This is a genomic window from Streptomyces sp. NPDC005962 (assembly GCF_040629205.1).
In the GTDB taxonomy this organism is placed as follows: domain Bacteria; phylum Actinomycetota; class Actinomycetes; order Streptomycetales; family Streptomycetaceae; genus Streptomyces.
This window is the reverse complement of the sequence record NZ_JBEXVE010000012.1, coordinates 242896-264046: the sequence shown is the minus strand read 5'-3', so window position 1 is coordinate 264046 and position 21151 is coordinate 242896. Positions and strand designations below refer to the sequence as shown.

Annotated in this window: 25 protein-coding genes; 7 read left to right on the top strand and 18 right to left on the bottom strand. The window is 70.6% G+C overall.

Annotated features, from left to right (window positions below; genetic code table 11):
• The first annotated feature begins 62 nt into the window (after positions 1–62).
• Positions 63–866: a hypothetical protein gene (locus ABZ370_RS22225; protein WP_358623512.1), complete on the top strand. Its 804-nt coding sequence runs from the start codon at positions 63–65 to the stop codon at positions 864–866.
• A 100-nt stretch (positions 867–966) separates the two neighbouring features.
• Here ABZ370_RS22225 and ABZ370_RS22220 read toward each other — a convergent pair whose 3' ends face one another.
• The 3 genes from ABZ370_RS22220 to ABZ370_RS22210 form a co-directional block, all read right to left on the bottom strand.
• Positions 967–1194, bottom strand: coding sequence for a chaplin (locus ABZ370_RS22220; protein ID WP_358623510.1), 228 nt, complete (start codon positions 1192–1194; stop codon positions 967–969).
• Between the two features lie 137 nt (positions 1195–1331).
• Positions 1332–1988, bottom strand: coding sequence for a response regulator transcription factor (locus ABZ370_RS22215; protein ID WP_358623508.1), 657 nt, complete (start codon positions 1986–1988; stop codon positions 1332–1334).
• Positions 1981–3138: a GAF domain-containing sensor histidine kinase gene (locus ABZ370_RS22210; RefSeq protein ID WP_358623506.1), complete on the bottom strand. Its 1158-nt coding sequence runs from the start codon at positions 3136–3138 to the stop codon at positions 1981–1983. Before ABZ370_RS22210 ends, ABZ370_RS22215 begins: the two co-directional genes overlap by 8 nt.
• Positions 3139–3586: 448 nt before the next feature.
• Between ABZ370_RS22210 and ABZ370_RS22205 the strand changes: the two genes are divergently transcribed.
• On the top strand, positions 3587–4360 hold the full coding sequence (locus tag ABZ370_RS22205; protein ID WP_358623505.1) for a lytic transglycosylase: 774 nt from the start codon (positions 3587–3589) through the stop codon (positions 4358–4360).
• 88 nt (positions 4361–4448) lie between these two features.
• Here the strand turns inward: ABZ370_RS22205 and ABZ370_RS22200 are convergent, their stop codons facing one another.
• Both ABZ370_RS22200 and ABZ370_RS22195 read right to left on the bottom strand, forming a co-directional pair.
• Positions 4449–7106 carry an FHA domain-containing protein gene (locus ABZ370_RS22200; RefSeq protein ID WP_358623503.1) on the bottom strand — a complete coding sequence of 886 codons (2658 nt, stop codon included), beginning with the start codon at positions 7104–7106 and terminating at the stop codon, positions 4449–4451.
• Positions 7107–7321: 215 nt separating this feature from the next.
• Positions 7322–7492, bottom strand: coding sequence for a hypothetical protein (locus ABZ370_RS22195; RefSeq protein WP_358623501.1), 171 nt, complete (start codon positions 7490–7492; stop codon positions 7322–7324).
• Here ABZ370_RS22195 and serB point away from each other — a divergent pair.
• On the top strand, positions 7491–8726 hold the full coding sequence (serB, locus tag ABZ370_RS22190; RefSeq protein WP_358623498.1) for a phosphoserine phosphatase SerB: 1236 nt from the start codon (positions 7491–7493) through the stop codon (positions 8724–8726). The genes ABZ370_RS22195 and serB overlap by 2 nt on opposite strands.
• Before the next feature lie 118 nt (positions 8727–8844).
• Here serB and ABZ370_RS22185 read toward each other — a convergent pair whose 3' ends face one another.
• The 4 genes from ABZ370_RS22185 to ABZ370_RS22170 form a co-directional block, all read right to left on the bottom strand.
• Positions 8845–9363 carry a histidine phosphatase family protein gene (locus ABZ370_RS22185; protein WP_358623495.1) on the bottom strand — a complete coding sequence of 173 codons (519 nt, stop codon included), beginning with the start codon at positions 9361–9363 and terminating at the stop codon, positions 8845–8847.
• Between the two features lie 97 nt (positions 9364–9460).
• The gene (locus tag ABZ370_RS22180) at positions 9461–9676 is read right to left on the bottom strand and encodes a hypothetical protein (protein WP_358623493.1); all 216 of its coding nucleotides are present in this window, start codon (positions 9674–9676) and stop codon (positions 9461–9463) included.
• A 210-nt stretch (positions 9677–9886) separates the two neighbouring features.
• Positions 9887–10003 (bottom strand): SGM_5486 family transporter-associated protein, encoded by a 117-nt coding sequence (locus ABZ370_RS22175; protein ID WP_358623491.1) that lies wholly within the window; start codon positions 10001–10003, stop codon positions 9887–9889.
• A gap of 23 nt (positions 10004–10026) precedes the next feature.
• A complete protein-coding gene (locus ABZ370_RS22170; protein WP_358623489.1) occupies positions 10027–11376 on the bottom strand; it encodes an MFS transporter in 1350 nt (449 codons plus the stop codon).
• Positions 11377–11531: 155 nt separating this feature from the next.
• Between ABZ370_RS22170 and ABZ370_RS22165 the strand changes: the two genes are divergently transcribed.
• The gene (locus tag ABZ370_RS22165; protein ID WP_358623486.1) at positions 11532–12209 is read left to right on the top strand and encodes a FadR/GntR family transcriptional regulator; all 678 of its coding nucleotides are present in this window, start codon (positions 11532–11534) and stop codon (positions 12207–12209) included.
• A gap of 23 nt (positions 12210–12232) precedes the next feature.
• Here ABZ370_RS22165 and ABZ370_RS22160 read toward each other — a convergent pair whose 3' ends face one another.
• The 6 genes from ABZ370_RS22160 to ABZ370_RS22135 form a co-directional block, all read right to left on the bottom strand.
• Entirely contained in the window at positions 12233–12568 is a 336-nt protein-coding gene (locus tag ABZ370_RS22160; protein ID WP_358623484.1) for a hypothetical protein, read from the bottom strand.
• A gap of 182 nt (positions 12569–12750) precedes the next feature.
• On the bottom strand, positions 12751–13521 hold the full coding sequence (gene fabI / locus ABZ370_RS22155) for an enoyl-ACP reductase FabI (RefSeq protein WP_358623482.1): 771 nt from the start codon (positions 13519–13521) through the stop codon (positions 12751–12753).
• Between the two features lie 5 nt (positions 13522–13526).
• Entirely contained in the window at positions 13527–14231 is a 705-nt protein-coding gene (gene fabG / locus ABZ370_RS22150; protein WP_358623479.1) for a 3-oxoacyl-[acyl-carrier-protein] reductase, read from the bottom strand.
• A 514-nt stretch (positions 14232–14745) separates the two neighbouring features.
• Complete coding sequence (locus ABZ370_RS22145) at positions 14746–15132, bottom strand: nitroreductase/quinone reductase family protein (RefSeq protein WP_358623477.1); 387 nt, start codon at positions 15130–15132, stop codon at positions 14746–14748.
• Positions 15133–15260: 128 nt separating this feature from the next.
• The gene (locus tag ABZ370_RS22140; RefSeq protein ID WP_358623475.1) at positions 15261–15629 is read right to left on the bottom strand and encodes a PPOX class F420-dependent oxidoreductase; all 369 of its coding nucleotides are present in this window, start codon (positions 15627–15629) and stop codon (positions 15261–15263) included.
• A gap of 102 nt (positions 15630–15731) precedes the next feature.
• Positions 15732–16805 (bottom strand): alkene reductase, encoded by a 1074-nt coding sequence (locus tag ABZ370_RS22135; protein WP_358623472.1) that lies wholly within the window; start codon positions 16803–16805, stop codon positions 15732–15734.
• A gap of 306 nt (positions 16806–17111) precedes the next feature.
• Between ABZ370_RS22135 and ABZ370_RS22130 the strand changes: the two genes are divergently transcribed.
• The gene (locus ABZ370_RS22130) at positions 17112–17543 is read left to right on the top strand and encodes a MarR family transcriptional regulator (RefSeq protein ID WP_358623469.1); all 432 of its coding nucleotides are present in this window, start codon (positions 17112–17114) and stop codon (positions 17541–17543) included.
• A 189-nt stretch (positions 17544–17732) separates the two neighbouring features.
• On the opposite strand, the gene ABZ370_RS22125 is transcribed toward ABZ370_RS22130, so the two are convergent.
• Both ABZ370_RS22125 and ABZ370_RS22120 read right to left on the bottom strand, forming a co-directional pair.
• Complete coding sequence (locus ABZ370_RS22125) at positions 17733–18221, bottom strand: hypothetical protein (RefSeq protein WP_358623466.1); 489 nt, start codon at positions 18219–18221, stop codon at positions 17733–17735.
• 13 nt (positions 18222–18234) lie between these two features.
• Positions 18235–19698, bottom strand: a complete 1464-nt coding sequence (locus ABZ370_RS22120) for a helix-turn-helix domain-containing protein (protein WP_358623463.1) — start codon at positions 19696–19698, stop codon at positions 18235–18237.
• A gap of 142 nt (positions 19699–19840) precedes the next feature.
• On the opposite strand from ABZ370_RS22120, the gene ABZ370_RS22115 reads away from it, so the two are divergent.
• Positions 19841–20281, top strand: a complete 441-nt coding sequence (locus ABZ370_RS22115; RefSeq protein WP_358623460.1) for a hypothetical protein — start codon at positions 19841–19843, stop codon at positions 20279–20281.
• Positions 20278–20475, top strand: a complete 198-nt coding sequence (locus tag ABZ370_RS22110) for a hypothetical protein (protein WP_358623458.1) — start codon at positions 20278–20280, stop codon at positions 20473–20475. The genes ABZ370_RS22115 and ABZ370_RS22110 overlap by 4 nt, the downstream gene beginning before the upstream one ends.
• Positions 20476–20811: 336 nt before the next feature.
• On the opposite strand, the gene ABZ370_RS22105 is transcribed toward ABZ370_RS22110, so the two are convergent.
• On the bottom strand, positions 20812–21144 hold the full coding sequence (locus ABZ370_RS22105; protein ID WP_358623455.1) for a hypothetical protein: 333 nt from the start codon (positions 21142–21144) through the stop codon (positions 20812–20814).
• Between the last annotated feature and the right edge of the window lie 7 nt (positions 21145–21151).

Genomic DNA, 21151 nt, shown 5'->3' with positions numbered 1-21151 from the left:
GCGCAGCCCCCAGAGGAAAACCTACGCCACGCGTTGTCGGCGCCAGTCCTTAGGCTGGTTCCATGCTCGATGAACCACGTTCAGGGCGCCTCGCAGCTTGGGGAAATGCCCTTCTCGCCGGACTTGTCTCACCGGACGAGGCCGCGCACCGGATCGCCGGGGAGGACGCGTCGCACCGGGTGGCCGCGCTGCCCGGCGAGTCCGGGCCGGTCGGACTGACGCTGGCGCTGGGGCGGCTGAGAGCGCTCGGGGCCAAGGGGCTGCGGGTGGCGCTGCCGATAGCGGGGCATCCGCTGGGGCTCAGCGGGCCGCCGGAGTTCAACGAGAAGGCGCTCGACGCGGGGGAGGCGGCGCTGGCCACGGGGGTGGCGCTGGGCCTGGTGCCCGAGGTGTCGGCGGTGGGGCCCGAGGGCGATCAGCACATCGAGGTGGTGTGGCACTGCCTGCCGGTGCGGGAGGCGCCGCCCGCGGATGTGCCGTCGCTCGGCGAGGCCGAGCGGGAGCTGGCCGAGGCGCTGCGGGAGGCGACCGAGGTGCTGTCCCGGCTGAATGTGGCCGGGTCCGGTCCGGCGGCCCAGGCGGCGCTGGAGGCGTACCGGGCGCGGGCCGAGCGGGGGCGCGAGGTGCTGGCGCCGGGCTATCCGCCGCGGGCCCTGCGGGTGCTGGAGCTGGCGCAGCGGGTGGGCGCGCTGATCGCCATCGCATACGCACCGGGCGGAGACGGCAAGGATCACGGCGGGGCGGTGAGCGCGTCGGAGATCGCGGCCCGGGCGGAGGCGCTGCGGCCGGTGGAGCGCACGGCGCGGCGGGCGCAGGTGGCGGCGTACAACGCGTATGTGGAGGAGCTGGAGCGGGGCGGGCCCTGACGCCCTGGACCGGCGCGCCCCCGCGGCATGGGGCCGGCCCCGGAGGCGGTGCCTCCGGGGCCGGTCGGTGCTGAGCGGATATCTGCCCCGAGGGGAGGGTTCAGCAGAAGGCGGGGTTCATGGTCCCGATGACGGAAACGGTGTTGCCGCAGACACGGACCGGCACATGGACGGGCACCTGGGCGTTGTTGCCCGACACGACGCCCGGGGACATGGTCGCCCCGCCGTCGGCCATGGGGCCGTCCTGGGCGGAGGCGACACCCGCACCGACGACGGCAAGACCGCCGGCCGCGATGGTGATGGCAGCGATCCTCTTGATGTTCTTCACTTCTCAAGACCCTTCGTCCATAACGCGTCGCTGCGGCGAAGCACCGCAGTACGCCGTGAAGAACGGCCCGGGGCGGGCGGAGTTGCGCTGTTCGGGTGACATACACACGTTGGTGTGATTGCACGGAGAAACGCTGTTCATGCCCCGATTCCATGGCGTACCGCCCAGAGTGCGGCCTGGGTGCGGTCGGCGAGGTCCAGCTTCATAAGAATGTTGGACACATGTGTCTTTACGGTCTTTTCGGACAGTACGAGCGCACGGGCGATCTCCCGGTTCGACCGGCCGCCCGCGATCAGCGCGAGCACTTCCCGCTCCCGGTCGGTGAGGGAGCCTCCGCGCCCCTGGCCGCCGCCCGCCCCGTCCTGGGAGAGCAGCGCGTCGGCCACCTCGGGCTGGAGCACCACATGCCCGGCGTGGACGGACCGTATGGCGCTCGCGAGGGCGTCGGGGTCCACGTCCTTGTAGACGTACCCGGCCGCTCCCGCGCGCAGGGCGGGGACCACGGTGCGCTTCTCGGTGAAACTCGTCACGACCAGCACCCGGGCCGGGTTGCCGAGGTCGCGCAGCTTGCGCAGCGCCTCGATGCCGTCGACGCCGGGCATCTTGACGTCCATCAGGACGATGTCGGGGCGCAGCTCCTCGGCCCGGGCGATGCCCTCCTCCCCGTCCGGGGCCTCGCCGACCACGTCGATGTCGTCCTGCACCTCCAGGAAGGTCCGCAGGCCGCGGCGCACCACCTGGTGGTCGTCGACGAGCAGCACCCGGACCGCGCTTCCGTCCCGTGGCTCAGCCACCGGGCACCTCCATCTCGATCACGGTTCCCTTGCCGGGCGCCGACTCCACGGTCAGTCCGCCGCCGACGCCGCTCGCCCGGTCGCGCATCGACACCAGCCCCAGGTGCCGCCCCGCCTGGCGCACCGCCGAGGGGTCGAAGCCGCCGCCGTCGTCGCTCACCCGCAGCAGGGCGCCCTGGCCGTGCCGGGAGAGGGTGACGTCGACCCGCTCCGCGTCGGCGTGGCGCAGCGCGTTGTGCAGGGCCTCCTGGGCCACCCGCAGCAGCGCCTCCTCCTGGGCGGCGGGCAGCGCCCGGACGCCGAGGGCCTCGAAGGTGACGCGGGCGGTGTGGGCCCGGTCCAGGACCTGTACCTGGGTGCGCAGGGTCGCGATCAGGCCGTCCTCGTCGAGCGCGGCGGGGCGCAGCTCCACGACGGCGGAGCGCAGCTCGTCGGCGGCCTCGGCGGCGAGGGCCCCCACCTGCTGCAGCTCCTCCTTGGCGCGGACCGGGTCGCGGTCCACGAGCGCGGCGGCGGCCTGGGCGGTCAGCCGCAGCGAGAAGAGCTTCTGCGAGACGGCGTCGTGCAGCTCGTGGGCGAGCCGGGCGCGCTCCCCAGCGATGGTCAGCTCGCGGCTGCGCTCGTAGAGCCGGGCGTTGGTGAGGGCTATGGCGGCGTGCTGGGCCAGGATGGACAGCAGCTCCTCGTCCTCGGCGGTGAAGCCGCAGCCGCCCCCCGGTTTCGCGCATCGCTTGTTGGCCAGGAAGAGCGCGCCGAGGACTTCCTCGCCGTCCGCGATGGGAAGTCCAATAAAGTCGGACATATCTGGATGTTCTGCGGGCCAGCCCTCGAATCGCGGGTCCTGCCGGACATCGGCCAGCCGCTGCGGGGTGGCATCCCTGAGCATCGCGCCGAGGATTCCGTGCTGGCGGGGCAGCGGCCCGATGGCCTTCCACTGCTCGTCACTGACGCCATCTACTACGAACTGGGCAAACCCCCCGTGGTCGTCCGGAACCCCCAGCGCCGAGTACTCCGCATCAAGCAGCTCACGGGCGGACACAACGATTGTCTTTAGGACATCCCGGACTTCCAGATGCCTGCTCATCGCGAGGAGCGCACTGCTCACCCAGGCCAGGCCCGCCCCGGCTCCACCACCCGGTCCTTTGGTCATGGGGCTCACCGTACCGGCGCCGCGGAAGAGTGCGTATAGGCCTTTCAGCAGCGCTTCATTGCGACCTGAGACCTAGGACGCGAGAAGTAGTGAAGGCCCTCGAAGGGACTGTTACAAGGGCCCGGAATTTCGGCGACACTCTGCATTTGCGCAGGCACACCTCGCGATATTAAAGACTCCGCAATGTGACGCCTGCCACAGGATGTATATCACTTACGAAGTCAGTTAGTGGATGTTTTCACCTGGCTTGAGCGGGGAGAACGCCCGCTCGCACGGGCAGCGAAGACCTACTTACCCACTAAGCAGCATCGTATGTCACACCTTTGCCACAGCTTTTTGCGACCGCTAAGAATTTCCCCCAGTCGCACGGCGCCGTAGATCCAGACACGGCGCGAAGGGCGCCGATTTGGCCTGCGACACATAGCGATTGGAAGAGGTCTACTCCGCCATGCCCCTCCCCAGCATCTCCGGGTACAACCGCCTCAACAAGAAGACCAAGTACTCCGCCGCCGGCGTCGCCGCGGCCAGTGCTGCCGCCCTGGCGTTCGCGCTCGTCCCCGGTGGCAGCGCCGATGCCAAAACGACGGCCCAGGACCTGCCGGCGAAGCCGGTCGCCTTCACCTCGCAGAAGGTCGACAGCAAGGCCCAGCAGGAGGTTCTGCTGAAGCAGGCCACCCTCGCCAGCAAGCAGGCGCAGGCCGAGGCCGCGAAGAAGGCCGCCGCGGAAGCGGCGGCGAAGAAGGCCGCCGCCGAGGCTGCCGCCAAGAAGGCCGCTGCGGCGAAGGCCGCCGCCGTGAAGGCCGCGGCCGTGAAGGCCGCCGCCGCCAAGGAGCGCGCCGCCCAGGAAGCCGCGAGCCGTGCCGCCGCGCGCGCCAAGCTGGCCGCCGCCAAGAAGACCTACCCGGACAACCTCGACGGCTGGATTCGGGAATCCCTCGACATCATGAAGAAGCACAACATCCCGGGTACCTACTACGGCATCCACAAGAACATCATCCGGGAGTCCGGCGGTGACCCGCGGGCCATCAACAACTACGACATCAACGCCCAGAACGGTGTGCCGTCCAAGGGTCTGCTCCAGGTCATTCTGCCGACCTTCCAGGCGTACCACGTCGCGGGCACGCCCTTCGACCAGTACGACCCGGTCGCCAACATCGTCGCCGCGTGCAACTACGCGGCCGACCGGTACGGCTCCATCGACAACGTCAACGGCCCGTACTAAGCCTGGCGTCTCCACGCCGAAGGGCGGCGGCACCCCCTGTGTGCGAGGGGTGCCGCCGCCCTTCGGGCTGTTCTTTTCCGGCTCGCCGTTACTTGCGCATGACCTCCGGCTCATGGCGGCGCAGCAGCCGCGCCACCACGAACGCGCAGATGATGCCGAGCGCCAGCAGGACGCCCATGTCGATGCTCCACTGGGCGATGGTGTGCTCCCACAGCGGGTCCGTGTCCAGCGGCTTCTTCTGGTCCCACGGCGCCATCAGATGGCCCGGGCCGGGGCCGAGGTCCACCGTCGCGCCGACCGCGCCGACCGCCCAGCGGGCGGGCATCAGATACGCGAACTGCTCGATGCCGGGCGACCCGTAGATCTTGAACAGGACGCCGGTGAAGACGACCTGGATGATCGCGAACATGACCAGCAGCGGCATGGTCTTCTCGGCGGTCTTCACCAGCGAGGAGATCACCAGGCCCACCATCATCGAGGTGAAGCCGATCGCGATGACGGCCACGCACATCTCGACGGCCGGCGGCATGATCAGCGCCTCGTCGGGCAGTTCGCGGGGCGCGAAGCCGATGGCGCAGATGATCACGCCCTGGAAGGCGGTGATCACGCCGAGCACGATCACCTTGGACATCAGATAGGCGGAGCGGGACAGGCCGACGGCCCGTTCCCGTTCGTAGATCACCCGTTCCTTGATCAGTTCTCGTACGGAGTTGGCCGCGCCCGAGAAGCACATGCCGACCACGAGGATGAGCGTGATCGTGCCCGAGTCCTGGTTGAACATGCCCTTCGGCGCCTTGACGAAGCCGAAGTCCGACGGGATCACGGTACTGACCGCGCCGAGCACGGCGGGCAGGATCACCATCAGCGCCAGGAAGCCGCGGTCGGACGCGATGACCGAGACGTAGCGGCGTATCAGCGTCCACAGCTGGGAGCCCCAGCTCTGCGACTTCTGCATCCGCGCGGGCGGCGCCTGCACATCGACGGACTGCGCGGCGACGGAGTCGATGTCCGCGGCGTACATCTGGTAGTGCTGCGAACCGCGCCAGCGGCCCGACCAGTCGTAGTCGCGGTAGTTCTCGAACGCCGAGAAGACGTCCGCCCAGCTCTCGTAGCCGAAGAAGTTGAGCGCCTCGTTCGGCGGGCCGAAGTAGGCCACGGCACCGCCCGGCGCCATCACCAGCAGCTTGTCGCACAGCGCCAGCTCGGCGACCGAGTGGGTGACCACCAGGACGGTACGGCCGTCGTCGGCGAGGCCGCGCAGCAGCTGCATGACGTCGCGGTCCATGCCCGGGTCGAGGCCGGAGGTCGGCTCGTCCAGGAAGATCAGCGACGGCTTGGTGAGCAGCTCCAGAGCGACCGAGACCCGCTTGCGCTGGCCGCCGGAGAGCGCGGTGACCTTCTTCTCCCGGTGGATGTCGAGCTTCAGCTCGCGCAGCACCTCGTCGATCCGGGCCTCGCGCTCGGCGGTCGCGGTGTCGCCGGGGAAGCGGAGCTTGGCGGCGTACCGGAGGGCCTTCTGGACGGTCAGCTCCTTGTGCAGGATGTCGTCCTGCGGGACCAGACCGATGCGCTGGCGCAGCTCGGCGAACTGCTTGTAAAGGTTCCGGTTGTCGTAGAGGACGTCGCCCTCGTTGGCCGGACGGTAGCCGGTGAGCGCCTTCAGCAGCGTGGACTTGCCGGAGCCGGACGGGCCGATGACCGCGATCAGCGACTTCTCGGGGACGCCGAAGGAGACGTCCTTGAGGATCTGCTTGCCGCCCTCGACGGTGACGGTGAGGTGGCGGGCCGAGAAGGAGACGTCACCGGTGTCGACGAACTCCTCGAGGCGGTCGCCGACCAGCCGGAAGGTGGAGTGGCCGACGCCGACGGTGTCGTTCGGGCCGATCACCTGCTGGCGGACCGGCTGACCGTTGACGTACGTACCGTTGTGGCTGCCGAGGTCGCGGATCTCGAAGCGGCCGTCGGGCAGCGCCCGGAACTCGGCGTGGTTGCGGGAGACCTGCAGGTCGGAGACGACCAGCTCGTTCTCCAGCGCACGGCCGATGCGCATCACCCGGCCCGCGTCCAGCTGGTGGAACGTCGTCGGGCTGCGGTCGCCCTGGCCGGTCCGTTCGTCATCGGAGCCGGCGGGTCCACCGGAGCCGCCGGGTCCGCCGCCGCGGCCGTTCTGCGCGAGGTTGTCGCGCGAGCTCTGCTGCTGCGGGACGAACGGCTGCTGCTGCGGGGGCTGCTGCTGCCACCCCTGGGACTGCTGACCCTGAGACTGCTGGCCCTGGGGCTGCTGCTGGCCCTGCTGCTGCCAGCCCGCGCCGGGCTGCTGCTGATACGGCTGCTGTGGGGGCTGCTGCTGGTACTGCTGGGGGTGCTGCGCCTGCTGGGACTGCTGCGCCTGCTGAGGGGCGCCCACGGCCCCCTGCGGGCTGTAAGCGGCAGCGCCCGCGCCCGCCCCCGAAACGTTCATCCGGGGGCCGTCGGTCGCGTTGCCGAGATGAACGGCCGCGCCCGGGCCGATTTCCACCTGTTGGATTCGCTGCCCTTGCACATAAGTGCCGTTGGTGCTGCCGTGATCTTCAATGAGCCAACTGCGCCCGCTCCAGCGCACCGTGGCATGCCGCCAGGAGACTCTGGCGTCATCCAGCACCATGTCGCCCTGTGGGTCCCGCCCCACGCTGTATGACCTGGATGGATCAAGCGTCCAGGTCCGTCCGTTCAATTCCAGTACGAGTTCCGGCACTCCATGCCCCACTAGTTGTCCCCCGAGCTACCCCCTGACAGGGAGTCTAGGGATGGCGAACATCGTGAGGAACTATTTCAGGCTCAGTCGCTTAACCGGAAGTCGGGTTTTGACAAGACGGCATCTCGGGCACGTTGACTCATCCGAAAAACTCCCGGAAAACTCCAGGAAAGCGGTATGCGTGCACGGATGGGTCCGACCACGGACGATCCGGGGCATCTCGCTGTTCACTCGCCGCTCACTCGCTGCTCAGCCGTGGCGATCACGATCAGCGGCGGGGTACGGACCGGCGGTGACGGGGCGGCGTCCGGCACATGAATGTTCCGCACCGTATGGCCGTCCACGACGCGGGCTGCCGCGCGCGGGGCGGCGGCGGCCGGATACGGTGGGAAGACCATGAGCACATCGCAGATTCCCCCTGCCACCACCGTCCCGGCCGACGACGATCCCACCCTCCTTGTCAAGATCTTCGGCAAGGACCGCCCCGGCCTCACCGCCGGGCTCTGCGACACCCTCGCCGCGTACGGCGTGGACATAGTCGATATAGAACAGGTCGTCACCCGGGGCCGCATCGTGCTGTGCGTCCTGGTCACGGCCCCGAAGGCCGACGGGGCGGAGGGGGAGCTGCGGGCCACCGTGCACAGCTGGGCCGAGTCGCAGCGGATGCAGACCGAGATCATCTCCGGCCGCGGCGACAACCGGCCGCGCGGCACCGGCCGCTCGCACGTCACCGTGCTGGGGCACCCGCTGACCGCCGAGGCGGTGGCCGCGATCGCTTCCCGCATCACCGGCACCGGCGGCAACATCGACCGGATCTTCCGGCTGGCGAAGTATCCGGTGACGGCCGTGGATTTCGAGGTCTCCGGTGCCGAGACGGAGCCGCTGCGCACCGCGCTGGCCACCGAGGCCGCCGACATCGGGGTCGATGTGGCGGTCGTGGCGTCGGGGCTGCAGCGCCGGGCCCAGCGGCTGGTGATCATGGACGTCGACTCGACGCTGATCCAGGACGAGGTGATCGAGCTCTTCGCGGCCCACGCCGGGTGCGAGGCCGAGGTCGCCGAGGTCACGGCCCGGGCGATGCGCGGTGAGCTGGACTTCGAGCAGTCACTGCACGCGCGGGTCGCCCTGCTGGCCGGGATCGACGAGTCGGTGGTGGAGAAGGTGCGCGCGGAGGTCCGGCTGACGCCCGGCGCCCGCACCCTGATCCGTACCCTCAAGCGCCTGGGCTACCAGGTGGGGGTGGTCTCCGGCGGCTTCACCCAGGTCACCGACGACCTCAAGGAGCGGCTGGGGCTGGACTTCGCCTCCGCCAACACCCTGGAGGTCGTGGACGGCAAGCTCACCGGCCGCGTGATCGGCGAGGTGGTGGACCGGGCGGGCAAGGCCCGGCTGCTGCGCCGTTTCGCGGACGAGGCGGGGGTGCCGCTGATGCAGACCGTCGCGATCGGCGACGGGGCGAATGACCTGGACATGCTGAACGCGGCGGGGCTCGGCGTCGCCTTCAACGCCAAGCCGGTGGTGCGGGAGGCCGCGCACACCGCGGTGAACGTGCCGTTCCTGGACACCGTGCTGTATCTGCTCGGCGTGACCCGTGAAGAGGTCGAGGCCGCGGACGCGCACGTGGACGACTGACTCCTCCGCCACCGGTCTCCCCTGCCCGCCTCGCTGTCGAGGCGGGCAGGTCGCGTGGTGGCGCGTGGAACAGGAGCGGGGACCGGGGATGGGAGCGGGGACGGGAGCGGGCGGCGGGTTACTCGTGCGGCGCCCAGAAGTCGTCGAGGCGGCCGACGCCGTGCTCCACCGACTTCCACGAGCCGTTGAAGGTCACCACCGCGATGCCGGAGGTGGGGAAACCGGTGCGGGCCATCCGCTCCCGGCTGCCCTCCTCGGCCTGGCCCGCGAGGGCGTCGGCGAGGGCGTGCACGCCGGGGTTGTGGCCGACCACCAGCAGATCGGTGATCTCGTCGGACACCTCGTTGAGCACCGCGATCAGCTCGCCGAGCGAGGCGTCGTACAGCCGCTCCTCGTAGACGGTCTTGGGACGCTGGGGCAGCTCATGGACCACGAGCTTCCAGGTCTCCCGGGTACGCACGGCCGTGGAGCAGAGGGTCAGTTCGGGGACGAGACCAGTCTCGGTGAGCCGGCGCCCGGCGAGTGGGGCGTCCTTGCGGCCGCGCTCCGCGAGCGGCCGCTCATGGTCTGCCACCTGGGGCCAGTCGGCCTTGGCGTGTCGGAGAATGACAATCCTGCGGGGCACATCGACGCTCATGCGTCCCAGCTTCGCATGAAACGGCTGGCGAGGCGCAGGGTGTTGAAACGGTGCTCATCTAAGTGAGCACCGGGCGGGTACCCCTGCACACCGTCCGTCACGCCCCCTGACGGCCGAGGGTCTGCCACAGCAGCTCCAGGAACTGTGACAGGGCGCCGGGCCCGCTCGCGGCATGCGCGTCGGAGGGCCCGGTGAGCACGAGCAGCAGCGTCACGAAGGCGAGGACGGGCAGCGCGAGCGCCCACCACGGCAGCCGGACGTCCATGCCACCGGCCGCCGGAGCCGCGGGCCGGGTGGGGGTGCGGGCGGACATGGGGATCGCCTCCGGGTCGCTGAACCGTGCCGCTTCGGATGGTTCGACGCTACGGAGCGGGCGGGCCGGTTCCCATCCGGTGATCCACCCAGTTCCCCCTGACCCTTGCCCCCTAGGGGATGGTGGGGCCTGCCCCACCCCCGGACCCCCGGGGCGGTGCGGCCTGCCCCGCCAAGGCCGTGCGGCCTTCTCCCGGGGCGCGAACGGGGATCAGGGTGAGGCGAAGGTGGCGATCACGCCGATGACGACCGTGATCCCGAGCATCACGCCGAGGATGAGGAGGAGCTTCTTCTGACCGTCCGGCGGGTTCTCATCGAGCACTGGCATGGGGCCAGTGTCCCACCCACCGGTCAGATCTCGTCCTCGAGGGTGCGGTCACGCCCGGCCAGCAGGCCCGCCACGATCTGCGGCACCATCAGCCCGGCCATCAGCGCGAGCGGCGCGCCCCAGCCGCCGCTGTGCTGGTACAGCGTGCCGACCAGCAGCGGGCCCGGGATGGACAGCAGATAGCCGGTGCTCTGGGCGAAGGCGGAGAGCCGGACCACGCCCGCGCTGGTCCTCGCCCGCATGCTGATCATGGTGAGGGCGAGCGGGAAGGCGCAGTTGGCGACGCCGAGCAGGACGGCCCACAGCCACGCGCCACCGACCGGGGCCAGCCACAGCCCCGCGTACCCGATGATCCCGCAGACACCGAGGGCCACGGCCAGCACACCCTGGTTGCGCAGCCGGGCCGCGGCGCGGGGCAGGACGAAGGCCAGCGGGACGCCCATGGCCATGATGACCGCGAGCAGCACCCCGGAGGTGGAGGCGGAGACCCCCGCGTCGCGGAAGATCTGCGGCATCCAGCCCATGGTGATGTACGCGGCCGTGGACTGGAGGCCGAAGAAGACGGCCATCGCCCAGGCGGTGGGGCTCCGGGTGATCCGGATCGCGGGCTCCGGCGCGGCCGGAGTGCTCGGCGAGGCCTGGGCGCCCGGCACAGCCTGGATGCCCGGCGCGGCCGGTTCATTCGGTGCGGCCGGGGTGCCCGGCGCGGCCGCTTGACCGGGTCCGGAGGGGCGGTGCGTACGGTCGCGGGCGAGGAACAGCCAGGGCAGCATCGCGACCCCGGCGAGCGCCGCCCACACCCCGAGCCCGGCCCGCCAGCTGCCGCCCAGCGCGTCGGTCATGGGCACCGTGACGGCGGCGGCGCTGGCCGTGCCCAGCGACAGCCCCATGGAGTAGAGGCCGGTCATCGAGCCCACCCGGTCCGGGAACCAGCTCTTGACGATCACCGGCATCAGGATGTTGCTCACCGCGATCCCGGCCAGGCCGAGCGCGCTGGCGCACAGGAACGCCACCGTCCCGCCCGCGAACGGGCGCAGCGCCAGACCGGTGGCGATGGCCGCGAGACCGGTGCAGACGACGGCTCCGGGCCCGAAGCGGCGGGCCAGCCGGGGCGCGGTGAGCCCGAAGACGGCGAAGCAGGCCGCGGGCATCGAGGTGAGCAGTCCGGCGACGGTTCCGCTCATGCCGAGGTCGTCCCGGACCTCCTTCAGGAGCGGGCCCAGGCTGGTGACGGCGGGGCGCAGGTTGAGCGCGGCCAGCAGCAGGCCGACGACCACGAGGCGGCGGCGCCACGGCGAGGGCGCGGGGCGCTGTTCAGGGTCCCGTCGGGAGGGCGCCGCGGTGTCGAGCGTCGCGAGGTCGTCGTTGGACATGCCGACCATCATAGAATGATGGGATGAATGGCTGTCCAGTCGATACGTAATCGCCAGATGACAACGGGACGGCATCATGGAACGACTCGTCGTGGAACGCCTCGTCGTGAAACGTGTCGTTTCTCAGTCCCAGCAGCCCCAGGCACAGGAGAGTCATGCCGCTGACGTCGACCCAGCGCTCCGCCCTCGCAGACCAGGTGATCGCCCAGCTGCGCGCCGAGATCACCTCGGGCGAATGGCCGGTGGGCTCGCGCATCCCCACCGAGCCCGAGCTGGTCGAGCAGCTCGGGGTGGCGCGGAACACGGTGCGCGAGGCGGTGCGCGCACTGGCGCACAACGGTCTGCTGGACATCCGGCAGGGCTCGGGCACGTACGTCCTCGCGACCAGCGAGCTGGCCGGGGTGATGCACCGCCGCTTCGCGACCGCCGAATCGCGGCACGTGGCCGAGCTGCGCAGCGCCCTGGAGACGAAGGCGGCCCAGCTCGCGGCGGAGCGCCGTACCGTACAGGACCTCAAGCAGCTCGACGCGCAGCTCGACCGGCGCGAACGCGCCTGGGAGTCGGGGGACGCGGACGTCTTCGCCGAGGCGGACGCCACACTGCACATGGCGATCGTGGCCGCCTCCCACAACGACGTACTGGCGGCGCTCTACGCGGATCTGGGCTCGGTGGTACGGGACTTCCTGCGCGCCGACGTGGGCGATATGCGGCCCGAGACCCATATGGATCACGCGCGGCTGGTGGAGGCCATCCGGGCACGGGACGGGGAACGGGCGGCGGCCGAGGCGAGCACCCACCCGTTCGGTTGCCGGCTCGCGCCCCACGCCGACTGAAGCAGCCGACGGAGGACGTGGCGTCACCGGCGGTGGGTCACCCACGCCTTGCGGATCTCCTTCCAGCACCGCTCGTCCAGCTCCACGTGCTGCGCCGGACCCACCTCCACCCGGCGGCTGTCCATGTCCGGGTCCCACCAGCGAGCGCATTCGACGTGCAGCTGCACCCGGTCGGCGCCGGGGTAGGGGTTGAAGCAGCTGGTGGTGGCGTGCGAGCCGCGCACCGAGGTGGAGCAGGCGGCCTCCCGTGGCCGGGGGCGCTCCTGTGCGACGGACGCGCCGGAGCCGGAGGCGGCGAGAACGCACCCGACGGCGGCGGCGAGCAGCGAGGCGGCCGCGAAGCGCCGGGGCGTACGCATGGCAGGACCTCCTCGGCCGGGCTGTCGCTCCGCGAGTCGTGTCGTACTCCACCCTGCGCGCCGCGCCATCCGTCCGCCCGCTCGCTGGCCCGAACGGGTGAGCGCTGTCATACGAACGGCCGCCGCCCCGGTCCCGCTTTCGCGCGGGACGGGGCGGCGGCCGTGTCGGCGAGTCCGGGGACTCAGGCGCCCATCATGTGCACGCCACCGTCGACGTGCACGATCTCGCCCGTGGTGCGCGGGAACCAGTCGGACAGCAGGGCGACGACGCCGCGTCCGGCGGGCTCCGGGTCGGTCAGGTCCCAGCCGATCGGGGCCCGGTGGTTCCAGACGTCCGCCAGCTCCTCGAAGCCCGGGATGGACTTCGCGGCCATGGACTTGATGGGCCCGGCCGAGACCAGGTTGCAGCGCACGTTCTTCTCGCCCAGGTCACGGGCGAGGTAGCGGCTGGTGGACTCCAGGGCGGCCTTGGCCACACCCATCCAGTCGTACTTCGGCCACGCGAACTGCGCGTCGAAGGTCAGGCCGACGATCGAGCCGCCGCGCGGCATGACCGGCAGGCAGGCCACGGTGAGCGCCTTCAGGGAGTACGCCGAGACCTGCACGGCCGTGCCGACGTCCTCCCAGCTGCCCTCGAGGAAGTTGAACGCGCCCTGCGGGCCGAAGGCGATCGAGTGCACGACACCGTCGAGGTCGACGCCCTCACCCAGGTGCTCGCGCACCTTGTCGGCGAGCCCGTCGAGCTGCTCCTGGTTCTGCACGTCCAGCTCGATGACCGGGGCGGGCTTGGGCAGCCGCTTGGCGATCCGCTCGACGAGGGAGACCCGGCCGAAGCCGGTCAGGATGACCTCGGCGCCCTCCTCCTGGGCGAGCTTCGCGGCGTGGAAGGCGATCGAGGACTCGGTGATGACGCCCGTGACGAGGATGCGCTTACCGGCGAGAATTCCACTCATGTCGTTCAGTGACCCATGCCCAATCCGCCGTCGACAGGGATGACGGCTCCAGTGATGTACGCGGCCTCGTCGGAGGCCAGGAAGCGGACCGAGGCGGCGATCTCCTCGGGCTGCGCGTAGCGCGCGAGCGGCACCTGCTTGACGATGCCCTCACGCTGCTCGTCGCTGAGCGCGCGCGTCATGTCGGTGTCGACGAAACCGGGCGCGACCACGTTGACGGTGATGTTCCGCGAGCCCAGCTCACGGGCGAGCGACCGGGCGAAGCCCACCAGACCCGCCTTGGACGCGGCGTAGTTCGCCTGCCCGGCGGAGCCCATGAGCCCGACCACCGACGAGATCAGCACCACGCGCCCCTTACGGGCCCGCAGCATGCCCCGGTTGGCCCGCTTGACCATGCGGAACGTACCGGTGAGGTTGGTGTCGAGGACGGCGGAGAAGTCCTCCTCCGACATGCGCATCAGCAGCTGGTCACGGGTGACTCCGGCGTTGGCCACCAGGACCTCGACCGTGCCGTGCTTCTCCTCGATCTCCTTGTACGCCTGCTCGACCTGCTCGGGCTCGGTGATGTCGCACTTCACCGCGAGGAAGCCGGCCGGCGGCTCACCGGACCGATAGGTGATGGCGACCTTGTCGCCTGCGTCGGCGAAGGCCCGGGCGATGGCGAGGCCGATGCCGCGGTTGCCTCCGGTGACGAGAACCGAGCGGCTCAAGGGACCACCCTCTCTTGTAGATGTCGTGCCTGTCGCCACGCCGTGTAGGTACGTGTGCCGACCCTTGCACTAACGAAAACTATCGGGCCGGGGGCGGCTCCGGAGAATCGAGCACGCACAGGGGCGCCCGCCGGTCCCTGTCGACTTCCTACAGAAGCCCCACTGGCCGTCGCCTCCGGCCCGCGCGGGGAGCGCCTTGACCTGTCTCTGCCGCTGCGCCGCTCGCTCGGACCACCCCCACCTGCGTGGGGAGCGCAAGGCGATCGACACCCGGGTACGCGATACCCGCGGACCACCCCCGCGCAGGCGGGGGGCGTCGCGCCCCCGTGCTCCTCATCGGCCTTCGGGGCTGAGAGGCGTGCTTTCGCCGTGTCCGCAGCCCCTTGCGTCGGAGGAAACTTCGACCAACGGTCCCGGTGTCTGCGGCCCGCAGCTGGCGGGGTGCTGCTACGTCCGGTCGCCACACCAATCACGCGAACTCCGTCGACCAGCCCACCCCATCAGTCCCGTGCTGCTACGCGGAGCGCGGGGTGAGGCGGATGACGGGCAGTTCGCGATCGGTCTTCTGCTCGTACTGACCGAAGCGTTCCGAGGCGTTGACGATCCCGCGCCAGGCGCGTTCGCGTTCTTCGCCGTGCAGCTGTTCGGCGACGACGGGCACGGTCCGGCCGGTGAGGGTGATGGATGCCTGGTCGGGGTGGGCGGCGAGGTTGTAGTACCAGGCGGGGTTCTTCGCGGCTCCGTTGGCCGAGGCCACGATCAGCCAGCTGCCGTCTTCGCCGGGGAACCAGCACACCGGGGATTTACGGGGCTCCCCGCTCTTCTTGCCGACCGTGGTCAGCACGAGGGCGTCCAGGCCGCCGAGCATCTTCCCGCCGCCCTTGCGGACGATCTGACGCATGGTCAGCTTGTTCAGCCAGCGAACCGCGGCGCCGGGCTGCCGTGCGCCATATGTTCCTGGTCGAGTGGTGAAGCTCATGGCTTGTCTCCGGTTTCACGGCGGTTATTCACTGTTCGGGCAACTATTGGTCAGTCGTCCAGGCCCCAGCGGTGGATCTTTTCGGGGTGGATGCGGATCACTTCGGGACTGAAGCGCGCGCCGAGGTCATGGGGGCCGACGAGGAGTTCGGCCGTGCCACGGATCTCGATGAAGCGCACCTTCCACGGGGTGACGCTGACGATGTCGTCGATGACGAGCGCGATCTTGGGGTTGGCCTGGAGGTTGCGCCATTTTTTCGAGGTGCCCATCCGCAGGCCGCCGATGAGGATGGTGTCGTCGTCCTGGAGGAAGTACACGACCGGGTTGGCCTGCGGCTGTCCGCCGGGGTCGACGGTGGCCATCCGGCCGAGGTGCTGGCTGTGGAGGTACGCGCGATCCGCGTCGGTGAAGTCGGCCATGAGGGCACCCTTCCAGTCGGTTGCCGCCGGTGGCGCGTAACGCCGCCCGGCCGGTACTCCGACCGGACGGCACCCACCCCGCGTGACCGACGCGACCGGCGGTCAGCCGAGGGCCGGGTAGTCGGTGTAGCCACGGTGGTCGCCGCCGAAGGAGGTGGCGCGGTCCGCCGCGTTGAAGGGGCCGCCCGCGGCGAGGCGGGCGGGCAGATCGGGGTTGGCGAGGAAGAGCGCCCCGTAGGCGATCAGGTCGGCGGTGCCGTCGTCGATGAGCGCCAGCGCGTCGGGGCCGGTGGGCTCCGTACCGGTGGAAGGGTTGAGGACGAAGGTGCCCGGCCATGCCTTGCGCAGCCGCACGGTCAGGTCGCGGAGATCGGGGGCCTCCATCTGGTGCAGGTAGGCCAGGCCGAGCGGGACGAGCGCGTCCACGAGGGCGGTGTAGGTGGCCTCCACGTCCGCCGGGTCGCTCTCGTCGATGTCGTTGAAGGGGTTGCCGGGCGAGAGGCGGAAGCCGACCTTGTCCCCGCCGATGGCCTCGGCCACGGCCCGCGCGGTCTCGACGGCGAAGCGGATGCGCCGCTCCGGGCTGCCGCCCCAGGCGTCGGTGCGCCGGTTGGAGTTCGGCGCGAGGAACTGGTGGATCAGGTACCCGTTGGCGCCGTGCAGCTCCACGCCGTCGAAGCCCGCCTCGACGGCGTTGCGCGCGGCGGCGACGAAGTCGGCGATGGTTTCCGCGATCTCTGCCTCGGTCAGCTCATGCGGGGTGACGAAGTCTTTCGGCCCTTCGTGCGTGTAGACCTGCCCCTTGGCCGTGACCGCGGAGGCGCCGACCGGTGTGAGGCCCATCAGGCTCGGGTGGCCGACCCGGCCGGTGTGCATGAGCTGCAGGAAGATCCTGCCGCCCTCGGCGTGCACCGCGTCGGTGACCTTGCGCCAGGCCGCGATCTGCTCGGCGGAGTGAATCCCCGGGGTGTCCGGGTAGCCCTGGCCGATCGCCGACGGCTGCGTGCCCTCGGTGACGATCAGCCCGGCACTCGCCCGCTGTGCGTAGTAGGTCGCCATCAGATCGGTGGGGCTCTGTCCGGGACCGTACGCACGGCTGCGGGTCATGGGCGCCATCACGATGCGGCTGGACAGGCGGAGGCCGCCGAGGTCGTAGGGGGCGAAGGCCGTGGTCATGGTCAGGCTCCTGTTCGGTTCGGTCGCGTGGCACCACACGATGCCATTGCCTGTCCGAACAAGTAAATCCGGGGATCGATTCCCCAGCGGCCGTGATGTGCGTCACTCCCCACTGCTCGGTCGGTGCTGGAAACCGCCCTCGAGCCGACGGCGAGAGCGGCGATAGGGTGTCCCTGCCCAGGCAATAATCACTGCGAGAGGGTGAGGAACGACGTGTCGAACGACCCCGGCGCCGCACCGTCCACGGACTGCTCCGCCGCGGACATGGCCCGCCCGCCGATGCCGCCCTCGATCCGGGCGGGGGCCATGAACCACGCGATCTTCCGCGTGGCCCGCCTCCACCGGATGCTCGCCGGACAACTCCTGCGCCGCGTGGGGCTGCACCCCGGGCAGGAGCTCGTCATGATGCAGCTATGGGACCTCGGCCCGCAGCGTCAGACCGACCTCGTACGCCTGCTCGGCTCGGACGCGGCCACCATGACCCGCACGGTCAAGCGACTGGAACACGCGGGCTTCGTCCGCCGCCGCCCCAGCGAGACCGACAAGCGCGCCACCATCATCGAACCCACCACCGCCAGCCTCGCCCTGCGCAAGGAAGTCGAACAGGTCTGGGCGGAACTCGAAGAGCACACGGTCGACGGCCTGGCCGAGGAGGAACAGGAAACCCTGATCCGCGCCCTGACCCGCATCGAGGACAGCCTCATCCAGACCGCCGAACGCCAGCCGCCCCTGGCGTAGTCGGCCCGCCGGGGCTGCCCCCATGACGCGGACACGCTACTGCCAGGCGTTTCCCGCCCCCGCCTGTGCATGCTCGGTGACGACGGCCTGGCTCGCGGCGGCGGCTTCGTGCCAGCGCTTCCTTTGGGCGGCGTGCTCGTCGCCGTCGAGTCCGCCGGGCTTGGCCTGCGAACCGGGCGGGGGCTCTCGTCATGCCCTGCGAGTCGCCCCGTCAGGCCACACGACGTCCACCGGGACACCAGCCTCGCGGGCCTGGTACACCACGTCCGCAGTACCGCCGCCCTTGCCGCCCGGCGGCTGCCCGTTCCAGACGGCCACCAAGCGGTCGGCACGCTCCAACAGCACCGCGTTCGCCGCTTCGTACGCCTGCCGGTTCGCCGTCTCGTGCGGCATCACCAGCACCTCGTCCGCAGCCTCCACCAAGCGGTCGAAGGTCTCGGCGTGGTCCGGCTTCACCTTCGCCTGCCGGTAGTCCTGCGACGGAATCACCACGACCAGGCTCCCACCGACCGCCAGGACCGCCTCGGCGAACAGGCTGTCGCTGCCCTTCGCGATGCACGACACACCGACCAGACCGGAGGTCTCGTAGGAGGCGAGGACCTTGTCCAGCTCGGCTCGCACCAGCGGCACGGACTCGTCGGTGAGGTCCATGTGCCCGGTCACAGCGATCGTCGTCATCGCGCCTTCCTCGTCATGTGGTGAGCAGAGTGCGGAGACTACCGCGCACATCGGCGACGGCCCGGGGTACACCATCCCCCACCGTGTACGGATAGAGCTGCGCCAGTTGTGCGCGCACGCGCCCGGAGCGCAGGCAGGACGCGACCTCGACGGCGCGACGGGAGTGGTCGACTGCGCCCACGGTGTCGCCGATCAGGAAGGCGCATTCGGCGAGCCCGATCCAGTCCAGAGCGTGGCCGCGACCGGCCTCCGCGTTGCGCTGGTCCAGAGCGGTACGGATGTGGCCAGCGGCCTGGTCCGCGTAGGTGCGCGGGTCGTTGCGGGCCAGGTCCAGGAGTCTGCCGCCGGTGACTCCTGCGAGCTCGGCGCCGTCGAAGTAGCCGATCCAGTAGGGCTCGTTGTCGAGTCGGCCAGCATTGCTGAGCGCCTCGGCGGCTTGTCCCGTTGCGCGGTGGAAACTGGACGGCCGGTCCATGCGGGCCAGGGCCCACGCCTCCCGTGTGTGGAGCATCGCCCGAAGTCGCGGGCCCGCTGTGTGGCGGGCGCCGTCCTGGGCGAGCCGGACGAGTTCGAGGGCGTCGTGCGGTCGGTCGTTGTACAGCATTTGCCGGGCCATACCGGCGAGCACGTTGGCGCCGAACCGGGAGTCGCCACCTGCGTGGGCTGCGCGGAGCGCCAGGCGGTAATAGTCCTGGGCGCGGCGCTGCTGGCCGACGTCCCAGGCCATCGAGGCGGCGGTTCCAGCGAGTTGGGCCATGACCCCGTAGAGGCGCCGTTCGATGGCCGGGGCCTGGTGTTCGTCGAGAGCGGCCACTACCTCGGCCAACTGCCCGGCGACAGCCTTTCGGCGAAGGCCGCCTCCGCCGCTGCGGCCCCACTGGCGGAAGGCGCGGGCGGTGGCCTCCAGTTCCTCCACTTCACGCGCGCCTAAGCGGCCGGGGCGGCGCGCCCGGTCATCGGCAGCAGCGGGTGTGCGCCACCCGTCGAGGGCGTCGAGGAGTGGTGCACCGGTGACGGCCGCGCCCGCGAGGGCGCGCGTCGCGGCTCGGCGGTCCATCACGAGGTCGCTCCTGGTCAGATCTGCGGCTATGCCGGAGGTGGCGTCCGGCCGCCACGGTACGGCGTCTTCTGCTTTCCCGGAGTGGGGGCTGGGCGGCTGGAGTTGTTCTGGCGCGGTGTCCGTGCACTCCCAGGGGCGCGGCGCGAGGCCGATGAGGTGGCCGGGGATGCGCAGCCCGTCGGAGATCCGGCGGATGACCTCGATAGAGGTGACTCTGCTGGACCCGGTCATGATCGTGCTGACCTTGCCCGGGGTGAGCTGGCAGGCTGCGGCGATCCGGTTCTGCGACAGACCGCCCCACTTCTTGATCAAGGAGAACGCTGCGGCGAAGTCGTGCTCGTCCAGGGCTCGCCGGAGGTCGTCCCTGTCGAGGACTTCTGGGGCGAGCGGGCCGGGGGTGGTGGCGTTGGCGTCCATGGGTCCAACTTCCGGTCGATCGTAGGCGCACCGATGCTGTGTCCCGAACCAGGAACGAGCGTATTACCGCTTCGGTAACACCTGCCGGTCATCCCGTGATCGCGATCACACGACGAACCTCGATGCGTCAGCCCCTTTACCGATGACGCCAGGAGACCCCGTGCAGACGCAACACAGAACACCCGCTCCATGGACGCCGCCGCGCGGCAGCGACGTCGAGATGGTCAAGGTCGGCCCTCACTGGGACGTGCTGCGCGCGCCTGCTGAGATCGGTGAACGGGCGCTGGAGTTACTCGGCGACGCGTCCGGCGCCGTCATCGCCGACTACGGCCTCATGTACTGGCTCACCCAGACGGGCCATGCCCAGGACTGGCGAGGCCTACCGCAGGTACAGGCGCTCGGCGCGCACGGCGCCGAGGTCACGTACGTCGGCGTACCGCCTGTCGACTGGAGGGCTGGTCCGCGCCTCCACTGGCGCATTCCGGTGGGACCGGACCGCTACCTCACCGACCCCGGACGGCTCCGCGAGGCCCTGGTGCGGGCGATCGCCGCCGAGCCCGCCGAGGGGGCGACAGCCCGGTGAGCGTCCAGGTCTGCGCCCGGTGCCAAACGACCACCAGGCAGCCGGTCGTCGTCGCGATCGGGCACGGCGCGAGCGCCGGTGGCGGCACCGTCTACGCCTGTCCGGGCACGTGCGCCGACAGCTTCCCGAAGCAACGCGACCCGTTCGACGGGAACCTCCTCGCCCGCGACGAGCCCGCCAGGCGGCAGCGATGAAGTCCCCACGGATGAGGGCCAGCCGGAAGATCATCGCCCTCGTCCCGGCACGGCCGACGGCGTGGGCGCGGTTCCTCGACCACGCCGAGGGCTGCCCCAACTGCCGCAACGGCCAACAGTGCCCGGCCGGTGAGCGCCTGCACGACGCTGTCCGACGCTCGGCTCGCGCCGCGACTCCATAGACCGGGCGGGCCGTTGCCGATCCGGTTCCCCCCGGCCGGACGCACTCCGGCGGTCCGCCCCCCGTCGTCCCTACGTCCGAAGATGAGCTACGGACCTGCGACGGGGGTAGCCGGGCGCAGGCCGGTCACGGCGAGGCCGGGCCCGGCGGCGGCGTCACGCGGGAGCGGTGGCCGTGGCTGTGTTGGCGAGCTTCTCGAACAGGAATTCGTGCTTGAGGAAGGACACGTCGTACTCGTGGCCCGGGTAGGGCGGGATGAGCTGCGACGCCTGGAACAGCCGCCAGCCGTCGAGCAGTGCCGCCAGGCCGGTGGCGTACGGCGGCTCGTCCCCGTCCCCGGCGGTGTGTGACGTGGCGCCCGTGCCGTCGTAGCGCGCCCAGCCGATGACGCCGCTGTCGAGGGAGGAGTCGTTCAGGTAGAGGACGAGCACCTGCTGCCGGACGGTGCTGGTGAGGACGGGCTCGGCGGTCGTGGGCTGTGTGGTCACGGTGGAC